Source organism: Microbacterium sp. (assembly GCF_032084865.1).
Lineage (GTDB): Bacteria > Actinomycetota > Actinomycetes > Actinomycetales > Microbacteriaceae > Microbacterium.
This window is the reverse complement of sequence record NZ_DAMDLU010000107.1, coordinates 1-9,575: the sequence shown is the minus strand read 5'-3', so window position 1 is coordinate 9,575 and position 9,575 is coordinate 1. Positions and strand designations below refer to the sequence as shown.

At 69.8% G+C, this 9,575-nt stretch carries 9 protein-coding genes and 1 pseudogene; 5 read left to right on the top strand and 5 right to left on the bottom strand.

Going from position 1 to position 9,575, the window contains the following annotated elements; translation table 11 throughout:
• On the top strand, positions 1-771 hold a 771-nt coding region (locus RT309_RS11055), incomplete at its 5' end, for a nucleoside hydrolase (RefSeq protein ID WP_313357024.1).
• A gap of 52 nt (positions 772-823) precedes the next feature.
• Here RT309_RS11055 and RT309_RS11050 read toward each other — a convergent pair.
• From RT309_RS11050 to RT309_RS15065, 4 genes and pseudogenes are all read right to left on the bottom strand, one after another.
• On the bottom strand, positions 824-1,129 hold the full coding sequence (locus tag RT309_RS11050) for a hypothetical protein (RefSeq protein ID WP_313357023.1): 306 nt from the start codon (positions 1,127-1,129) through the stop codon (positions 824-826).
• A gap of 77 nt (positions 1,130-1,206) precedes the next feature.
• The gene (locus RT309_RS11045; protein WP_313357021.1) at positions 1,207-2,091 is read right to left on the bottom strand and encodes a hypothetical protein; all 885 of its coding nucleotides are present in this window, start codon (positions 2,089-2,091) and stop codon (positions 1,207-1,209) included.
• 87 nt (positions 2,092-2,178) lie between these two features.
• Complete coding sequence (locus RT309_RS11040; RefSeq protein WP_313357019.1) at positions 2,179-2,871, bottom strand: NTP transferase domain-containing protein; 693 nt, start codon at positions 2,869-2,871, stop codon at positions 2,179-2,181.
• 691 nt (positions 2,872-3,562) lie between these two features.
• A pseudogene (locus tag RT309_RS15065) lies at positions 3,563-3,847 on the bottom strand (hypothetical protein); the annotation flags it as partial.
• A gap of 564 nt (positions 3,848-4,411) precedes the next feature.
• On the opposite strand from RT309_RS15065, the gene RT309_RS11030 reads away from it, so the two are divergent.
• The 3 genes from RT309_RS11030 to RT309_RS11020 are packed head-to-tail and all read left to right on the top strand — an operon-like array spanning position 4,412 to position 7,173.
• Positions 4,412-5,317 (top strand): ABC transporter ATP-binding protein, encoded by a 906-nt coding sequence (locus tag RT309_RS11030; protein ID WP_313357017.1) that lies wholly within the window; start codon positions 4,412-4,414, stop codon positions 5,315-5,317.
• Positions 5,293-6,858, top strand: coding sequence for a hypothetical protein (locus RT309_RS11025; protein WP_313357016.1), 1,566 nt, complete (start codon positions 5,293-5,295; stop codon positions 6,856-6,858). The genes RT309_RS11030 and RT309_RS11025 overlap by 25 nt, the downstream gene beginning before the upstream one ends.
• Before the next feature lie 48 nt (positions 6,859-6,906).
• Positions 6,907-7,173, top strand: coding sequence for a DUF3039 domain-containing protein (locus RT309_RS11020; RefSeq protein WP_071640714.1), 267 nt, complete (start codon positions 6,907-6,909; stop codon positions 7,171-7,173).
• 12 nt (positions 7,174-7,185) lie between these two features.
• On the opposite strand, the gene RT309_RS11015 is transcribed toward RT309_RS11020, so the two are convergent.
• The gene (locus RT309_RS11015; RefSeq protein WP_313357013.1) at positions 7,186-8,505 is read right to left on the bottom strand and encodes a nicotinate phosphoribosyltransferase; all 1,320 of its coding nucleotides are present in this window, start codon (positions 8,503-8,505) and stop codon (positions 7,186-7,188) included.
• An 83-nt stretch (positions 8,506-8,588) separates the two neighbouring features.
• On the opposite strand from RT309_RS11015, the gene RT309_RS11010 reads away from it, so the two are divergent.
• Positions 8,589-9,575 (top strand): glycoside hydrolase family 3 N-terminal domain-containing protein (locus RT309_RS11010; protein ID WP_313357011.1); only part of this gene is annotated, 987 nt, incomplete at its 3' end.

The window sequence follows — 9,575 nt, the reverse complement described above, 5'->3', positions numbered from 1 at the left end:
GGTGGGGCGTCGCGCCCGCTGCTCGCGCCGGCGCGGGCGGCGTCACACGTCCACGGCGCGGACGGGCTGGGTGGCGTGGCGCTGCCTGCGAGCGATCGCAGTGCGGTCGTCGAGTCGGCGGTGTCGCTGCTGCGGCGTCTCATCATCCAGCATCCGACGCCGGTGACGCTGGTCGCGCTGGCGCCGCAGACGAACCTCGCCCTGCTGCTGCGCACCCACCCCGAGGTCGCCGAGCGCATCGAGCGGATCGTCTTCATGGGCGGCTCGGCGAGCGTCGGCAACGCGACCGCGGTGGCGGAGTTCAATGTCTGGCACGACCCGGAAACGGCGGCGATCGTGATGGATGCCGGGGTGCCGACCGTCATGTACGGACTGGACGTGTTCAACCGGGTGGCGGTGGCGCAGTCACGCGCCGACGAGCTCGCGTCGGGCTCGCATCGCGTCGGGCGCGTCGTCGGGCAGCTGCTCGGCCACCGAGTGGCGCTGAGCGAGGACGAGTCGCTGACGTACACCGGCCTGATCGGCGACGCGGGAGCTGTGTGCGCGCTGGTCGCGCCTGAGCTGGTGCGGTTCGAATCGTTGCCGGTGCGCGTCGAGCTCAGCGGATACAGCCGCGGACAGACCGTCGTCGACCGCCGGGCGTTCGCCGGCGAGGATCGGCTGCACGGCCTCGACGACCAGTGGTCGCGCTCGCAGGTGGCGCTGGACATCGATGCGGATGCCGTCGCCCACCTCTTCGTGCGGACCGTGCTGGCGCTGCCGGGGGCGTGAGCCTGCCGCGCGAGGGCGCGTGGGCAACGCTGTGGGCCACAGGAGCCGTCTTTCACACGACGAACCGCCACACGTACTCCAGCCCGTCGAACTGCCGGAACCAGGCGATGGACACCACAGCCTCGTCAGGGTCGGACGCGCAGAGACACAGCTCGACGGTCTCGCCCGGCAGCACCTGGCCCCACAGGTCGACCATCTGGTGATGGTCGACGTCGTCGCGGATGACGCGAACGAAGTCGACGGCCTCACGACCGGCGTTGAGCACCACAGGGTGCGTGCGGTCGCGTCGAGTGATCACCCACGGCACGCAGTATGCGACGGGTGGTGTGGGCTCGGCAGGATCGAGGGGATGCAGCATCCCGTCACCGTAGGAACGAGCTCAGACCCCCTCAGGCGGCAGCCGACGACGATTCCCGACCGGTGGAGAACTCCGTGTCACTCGCTGTCTGTGGAGGGCGGGATCTCAGAGGAAGGTTCGACCTCCTGCGGCGCGCGGCGGAGCTTCGATCCGATGAACCGGGCGCCGTTCAGCATCCGGGTCTCGAGCTTCTCGCTTCCCGGCGACGGCTCGAGTTCCGCCGGCAGCGTCGCGGGCGGCGCCCCGAACGCACGGCGCGACGTGGTGAGCACGCGCCGTCCGAGCAGGTGGTTGCCGGCACCGCCGACGACCGCCCCGACGCCGAACGGCAGCGCCTTGCCGAGGATGGACGCCCCGCCGCGCCCCGCGAACTGGCGGATGAACGCCGACTTCAGGCGATCGATGATCGGGCCCATCGCCGCGCGCGGCAGCGACTTCGTCACCATCTCGCCCCAGTACGACGAGCGCGTGCCTCCGGTGCCCGCCGCCTGTCGGGCGAGCTGCGAGACGAGATCGACGCCCTCCTTGCCGAGCATGAGCATCATCACGAGCGCCCGCGCCCGCTCGGGGTTGTCGACCGCGATGCCGTGCACCTCGGCGACCGACTGGGCGAACAGCGCGGTCGACTCCATGAATCCGATCGTCTCGACGCCCGACAGCGCCAGCGTGATGCCGGTGCCGATGCCAGGGACGACCGCCGTGGCGCCGACCGCCGCCCCGCCGGCCGTGACGGCGGCGAGATAGCGCGTCTCGAGGGCGCGCACGATCTGCTCGGGGGTCGCGTCGGGATGGCGGCGACGGATGCTGCGGATGTGCGCCACGACCAGCGGGCGCTGCACGCCCATCACCCGATCGAGGCTGCGCACACTGAGCGGATGCTCTGTCGAGCCGACCGGGGGGACGGGCTTGTCCCAGGGGGAGTCCTCGGGGAGCGAGTGGATCTTGTGGACCTTCTCACGCATGGGGTGATCCTATGCACCACGGCCGCGAGAAAGCCGTAAGCCCCGACCCCCTTGACAGGGCAGGGCTTACGGCTTTCTCAGGACGGGTCACACGAAGAGGTTCGCGCGTTCCAGGTCCTCTGCGAAGTCGATCTCGACCGCGTACAGGTCGGAGACGTCCATCGGCTCGAGCAGCAGGCCGTCTTCGATGATGGCGAGCTCGAGACCGCGCTCGAAGTAGTCCTGGTCCTCGACGCGCTGCAGCTGACGCATGAACGCCTTCTTGTCGCGCGACGAGATGTAGTTGATGCCGACCGCTTCGCCGAGGCCACCCTTGACCGTCTTCGACAGCTCGTTGATGTAGCCCTCAGCGGTGACGGTGTACTTGACCTCTTCGTCGCTCACCTTCGAGGTGTTGACGGTGACGAACGACTGGTCGCGCTCGATGAACTCGATGGCACGGCCGAGGATGCGAGGGTCGAACACGACATCGCCGTTCATCCAGAGCACGCCGCCCTTGCCGGTGGCGCTCAGCGCGCGCAGCAGGCTCTTCGACGTGTTGGTCACGTCGTAGCGCTCGTTGTGCACGTAGTTCGCGGTGGGGAAGGCCTCGATGATCGTCTCGGCGCGGTAGCCGACGACGGTGGTGATGCGAGCGCTCTTGCCGAAGGCCGCGCGGATGTTGTCGTGCTGCTGGCCCATGATCGTGCGGCCGTCGCTCAGCTCGGTGAGCGGCTTCGGCAGGGCGCGGCCCAGGCGCGAGCCCATTCCGGCTGCGAGGATGACGGTCTGAAGAGTCACGATTTCTCCTAATAAGAACTGTGTTCACTGTCGGTTCACCGACGGGACACCTCTTCGTGCCTCCGCAATGTTACCGACAGGTGCTGAATGACGACGGGGGAAGGCGGTCCTGTTGTCCTTTCGTGACCGATTGCACACGTTTCTCCCAGCGTCCGGCAAGGGGGTTGCATTCGCGACGTCGCCCGGTTTCGCCCACCGGGGGCCTGTCAGCGGCGGTTGATACCGTAGACGGGTGACAGCTGCGCTTGAGCCTGAGGATGCCCGTACCGACGACACGGCGAGCCCGAGCGAGGCCGCGTCCGAACCGTCGTCCGAGCCTAAGCCGTGCGACGCTGCGTCCACGCCGTCAGCTGAGCTGAAGAAGCCCGCACGGGCGCCGCGGAAGACAGCCGGCGGCGCCGGCTCGAGCGCCGGTGCTGCCAAGACGGCCGCAGTGAAGAAGGCGGCGGCGACGTCGGCGGCCTCGAAGTCGGCGGCGGCGAAGAAGGCGGCGGAAGCGGATGCCGGCCGCGCGGCGGCCGTGAAGAAGGCATCCGCCTCGGGCGCTGCGACGAGGACGGCGAACCGCACGACCGCCGCTCGGACCACAGCGGCCAAGACCACAGCGGCGAAGCGTGCCGAGACCGCCAAGAAGGCGCAGGCCGCAGCCGTCGCGGCCTCGAAGAAGTCGGCCGCAGACGCCGAGAATTCGTCAGCAGCAGATTCCGCCGTCGATGGGCGCGACGTGACGCTCGAGGAGAGCACCACGACTCCAGCGAAGAAGACCGCTGCGGCCAAGAAGACCGCGGCGAAGAAGACTGCTTCGGCGAAGGCCACGGCGACCAAGGCTGCTGCTGGCCCGAAGTCTGCTGCGGCGGAGTCCATCGACGCGAAGGCTGCTGCTGACCCCAAGGCCCCCGCCGCGAAGGCGTCGGCGACGTCTGCAGCCGCGAAGACGACCGCCGCGAAGACGACTGCCGCGAAGACGACTACCGCGAAGACGACTGCCGCGAAGTCCAGCGCCGCGAAGTCCAGCGCCGCGAAGTCCAGCGCCGCGAAGAAGTCCACCGCTGCGCTGACCATCGCGACGAAGGCTGCTGCTGACCCGATCGCTGCTGCTGACCCGATCGCTGCTGCGGCGAAGACCACCGGCGCGAAGACCACCGGCGCGAAGACCACTGCAGCGAAGACCTCATCGACGAAGACGGCCAAGACGTCCAGCACGAAAGCCTCGCCGTCGAAGCTCTCCCTGGCGGACGCGTCTGCCTCCGCAGTGAAGACCCCGGTGAAGAAGACCGCATCGAAGACGGCATCCGCTCCGGCGCCCGCGGCAGAGGACGAGATCGCAGACATCATCCCCCTGACACCCGAGATCACGACGGACGCGGTCATCGCCCTCGACTCCGAACCGGTGCGCCGGATGGTCGCCGCGTCGAACAGCGCAGATCTGGCGGAAGCGCGGCCGCCGCGCGGCGGAGACACGGGTTCTGCTGTCGTCGTCGAACCAGGCGCGTCAGCGCCGGCCACGTCCCCGACCGATGCTCCGGCAGCGGACACCGCGGTGACGGACACTCCGGCAACGGATGCTCCGGCGACCGACGCTCAGGAGGCCGATTCCTCGGCGACCGATGCTCCGGCGACCGGCACTCCGGCATCGGACGAGGTGACCTCGCCCGACGGCACCGCTTCGGACGCGCCTGCGCCGGCCCGCGACGCGATCCGCATCCGCGGTCTGGTGAAGCGCTTCGGTGACAACAACGCCGTCGACGATGTCGACCTGACCGTTCCTGCCGGGTCGTTCTACGGCCTCGTCGGTCCGAACGGCGCGGGCAAGACCACGACGCTGTCGATCATCGCGGGCCTGCTGCGGCCAGACGCGGGCACCGTGCACATCAGCGGAATCGATCAGCGTGAGAAGCCCCTCGAGGCGAAACGCGTCATGGGCGTGCTGCCCGACCGGCTGCGCACCTTCGACCGGCTCACCGGACGCCAGCTGCTGCACTACTACGGTCAACTGCGCGGACTCGATCGCGCCGTCATCGAGAAGCGCACCGCCGACCTCGCCCGCGCGTTCGACCTCAACGAGGCGCTGAGCCGCGTCGTGTCGGACTACTCGGCCGGTATGACCAAGAAGGTGATGCTCGCCGGCGCCCTGATCCACTCGCCGCGCGTGCTCGTGCTCGACGAGCCGTTCGAGGCCGTCGATCCGGTCTCGTCGGGCGTGATCCTCGACATCCTGCGGTCGTACGTCGCCCACGGCGGAACGGTCATCCTCTCCAGCCACGGCATGGATCTCGTCGAGCGGGTGTGCTCGCGCGTGGCCGTGATCGTGGGCGGAGAGGTCCTCGCCGAGGGCACCATCGACGAGGTGCGCGCGGGGCAGACGCTCACCGAGCGGTTCATCGAGCTCTCGGGCACCGGCGGCGAAGTGGAGGGGCTCGAGTGGCTGCACACGTTCTCCGCCTGAGGCTCGCGCTGCTCGTCGGTGCGCTGCGCGGAGAACGCAGGGTTCGCGCCGCGGTCGCGCTCGTGGCATCCATCGCCGCGACCATCGTCGTCTGCATCGCCGTCCTCGGCCTCAGCGAGGCGCCGCCGGCCACCGCTCAGACCGTCATCGTGCTCGGCGCTGCGGCGCTGATGCTGGCATTCTTCGTCGGGCCCATGCTCACGGGCAGCCCCGATCAGCTCGATCCACGGCGCTTCTGGCCGTTCGGCCTCGACGAGCGCCGGCTCAGCTGGACCCTCGTGCTGGCCTCGCTGATCAGCGTGCCCAGTCTCGCCCTGATCGCCGTCACCGTGTGCGTCGTGATCGTCGTCGTGCAGGTCGGGGCGCCGTGGGCGGCCGCGGTGCTCTTCGGCGTCATCGGTGTGCTCACGATCTCACTCGCAGCGCGGATCGGAATGGCGATCAGCGCGATCCTGCTGCCCGAGCGTCGCTCGCGCGAGCTGACCGTCCTGTTCGCGCTGCCGGTCATCGTCATCGCCTTCCCCGTCGCGGCGTACTTCGCGTCCCTGCGATGGGACGGGCAGGTTCCCCCCGCCGTGCACACCGCCACCACCATCGTCGGGTTCTCGCCGCTCGCGGCCCCGCAGGCGTTCCTCTTCCACCTCGCCTCGGGTGAGTCCAAGGCGGCGTGGGCGAGCGGGCTGGTCGCCGCCGCGACGATCGGGGGGATGCTGCTGCTGTGGCACCTGCTGGTCAGGCGACTTCTCACCGCATCCGAGCGTCCGTACGCGACGCGCGAGCGATCGGGACTGGGATGGTTCGGATCTCTGCCCGCCAACGCGTTCGGCGCCATCGCCGCGCGCAGTCTCGTGTACTGGCTGCGCGACCGGCGCTACATCGTGAACATGATCGTCGTGCCGATCGCCGGCGTGCTCACCGTGTTCCCGCTGCTCGTGGCCGGAGTGCCGCTGTGGCTCGCCGCCCTCGTTCCCGTCCCGCTCATGGCGCTGTTCTTCGGCTGGCTGCCGCACAACGACGCGGCCTACGATTCGACGGCGCTGTGGATGCACATCGCCAGCGGCGTGCGCGGTCTGCCCGATCGGCTCGGTCGACTCGTGCCCGTGCTGCTGGTCGCGCTTCCGGTGCTCGCCATCGGCATCTCCGTCACCCTCGCCGTCATCGCGGACTGGCATCTCATGCTGCCGCTGATCGGCGTGACGGCTGCGCTGCTGCTCACCGCGCTGGGCATGTCGAGCATCGCGTCGGTCACCTGGCCGTACGCCGTCTCACGGCCCGGCGACAGCCCGTTTCAGCAGCCGCAGCGCTCGGCGGCGCACGGCTCGTACGGCGCCGCGCTGACGTTCGTGGGCGCCCTGCTCGCGAGCGCACCCACGATCTGGCTGTTCGCACTGACCATCCTCGAAGGCGATCAGCACGCGCCGACGACATTCTGGGTCGGGCTGATCAGCGGCACCATCGTGCTCTTCGGCGGTGCGGCGGTCGGCGCCGTGATCTTCGAGCGCAGCGGCGAGCGGCTGATGGAGTTCGTCGAGACGACCTGAGTCGAGACGACCTGACCCGGGCGCCGCAGACGCGGATAGAATCTCGGCATGAGTACTCCGCTGGACAGCCCCGATCAGGGTGGCGTGGCAACGCTCGATCGCGAACTCGAAGAGCTGCTGCAGGAAGAGCATCTCGAGCCGGGGGACCACGAGCGCTTCTCGCATTACGTCAAAAAGGACAAGATTCTCGAGTCGGCGATCACCGGCAAGCCGGTTCGCGCGCTCTGCGGCAAGAAGTGGACCCCGGGTCGCGACCCGGAGAAGTTCCCGATCTGCCCGACCTGCAAGGAGATCTACGAGAGCATGGTCTCCTGACGCGGCGTCGCGTCAGTCCGCATCCACAAAGAGGGTCGGGATCGCCGGATCCGACTTGCTGAGCGCCAGCGCCCGCACCGGCAGCTCCTCGCGCACCCGCAGGTGATGCTCCCGAGCGGACGCCGTTCCCGCCACGCCCTCGTGCGACGTATCGATCTCGCCGGCGTCGACGAGGACCACCTGCAGCGCGCGGGCGGCAGGGTGCTCGGCAGACGTGTCGACCTGCTCGAATCCGTCCGCGACCGACACGGTCTCGGCGACCGCGACGCCGTCGGCGAGGGTGCGGAACGCGGCTTTGCGTCCGCCCTTGGAGCCCTTGTCGGTGGATGCCTTGGCGACCGCGACCCAGCCGCCTGACGAGTCCTGCCTGGCCACGAGCTTGTAGACCATGCTCGCCGTCGGATATCCCGAGCCGGTGACCACGGACGTGCCGACCCCGTAGAAGTCGACGGGGGATGCCGCGAGAGCGGCGATCGCGTATTCGTCGAGGTCGCTCGTCACGGTGATCCTCGTCTCGGTCGCGCCGAGTTCGTCGAGCTGCTGCCGCACGGCCGCGGCGACCAGCGGCAGGTCGCCCGAGTCGAGGCGCACGCCGCCGAGACCCGTACCCGCGACGCGGATCGCCGTCTCGACGCCCTTCGGGATGTCGTAGGTGTCGACGAGAAGAGTGGTGCCGGTGCCCAGGCTGGCGATCTGCGAGCGGAACGCGTCCTCCTCCGAGTCGTGCAGCAGGGTCCAGGAGTGCGCCGCGGTGCCCATCGTCGGGATGCCCCACTGCCGCCCGGCCTCCAGGTTGCTCGTCGACGCGAATCCTGCGATGTCCGCGGCGCGGGCCGCCGCGACCGCCGACTGCTCGGCGGCGGGGCGCGAGCCCATCTCGGCGATCGGACGCTCGCCCGCGGCGATGCTCATGCGCGAGGCCGCCGTGGCGACCGCGGAGTCGTGGTTCAGCACGCTCAGCGCGAGCGTCTCGAGCACGACCGCGTCGGCGAACGTGCCCTCGACGGTGAGGATGGGGGAGCCGGGGAAGTACAGCTCGCCCTCGCGGTAGCCGCGGATCGTGCCCGTGAAGCGGTAGTTCTCGAGGTACGCCACGGCTTCGGCATCCACCACGTCGTTGTCGCGCAGGTACCGCAGCTCGTCGTCGCCGAAGCGGAAATCGCGCAGCAGCGTCAGCAGGCGCCCAGTGCCGGCGACGACACCGAAGCGGCGACCGCCGGAGAGGCGGCGCGAGAACAGTTCGAACACGCTGGGCCGTGATGCGGTGCCGTCCCGCAGCGACGCCGCGAGCATGGTCAGTTCGTAGCGGTCGGTGAGGAACGCGGAGCTCATCCGGCCAGTGTATCCAGGCGCCGGATCCGGGATACTGATCAGCGGACCCGATCCGCCACCAACCGACCACGGAGGACTCCGGCATGCGCGACGAGCTGAACCGACTCGTGAACGGGGTGCTGTGGCCGGGCTTCCTCGGATCCCAGGTGCCTGCCTGGCTCGGCACGGCGCTCGATGAGGGACTGGCCGGAGTGGTCTACTTCGCACAGAATCTCGTCGGCGACACGGCCGCGCTGAGCGCCGACATCCATCATCGCGCGCCGCACGCGCTGATCGGCATCGACGAGGAGGGCGGCAGCGTCACCCGCCTCGAGACCGAGACCGGCTCGAGCGTTCCAGGGGCGGCGCAGCTGGGGGTCGTGGACGACGTGGACGCCACCGAGGCGACCGGGTACGAGATCGGTCGCCGTGTCGACGCTGTCGGATGCGACGTGGTCATCGGTCCGGTCGCGGATGTGAACACCGACCCGCGCAACCCCGTGATCGGCGTGCGCTCGTTCGGCGGGAGCACCGACCTCGTCTCCCGGCACACGGCGGCCGCGGTGCGAGGCATCCAGCGGGCGGGCGTCGCCGCGTGCGCCAAGCACTATCCGGGCCACGGCGACACGCACACCGACTCGCACCACGACCTTCCGACGCTGACCCTCTCGCAGCGCGAGATCGACGAGCAGCACCTCCCGCCGTTCACCGCGGCGATCCGAGCGGGGGTGCGCTCGATCATGACCGCGCACATCAGCGCCCCGCAGTGGGGCGAGCAGCCCGCCACGCTCAACCTGGAGGTGCTCGGCCGGCTGCGTCACGACGGGTTCGACGGCGTGATCATCACCGACGCCCTCGACATGGCGGCGATCCGCGAGCGGGTCGGCATCGGCGGGGGAGCCGTGCGTGCGCTCGCCGCGGGCGCCGATCTGCTGTGCATCGGCAATCCGACCAACCCCGGCGCCGCGATGCTGCCCGACCAGGACGAGCGCGACTACCGGGAGGCGCGTGACGCGATCGTCGCGGCGATCCGAAGCGGCGAGCTCCCGCGCGAGCGGGTGGAGGACGCCGCGCGTCGCGTGGCGCTGATG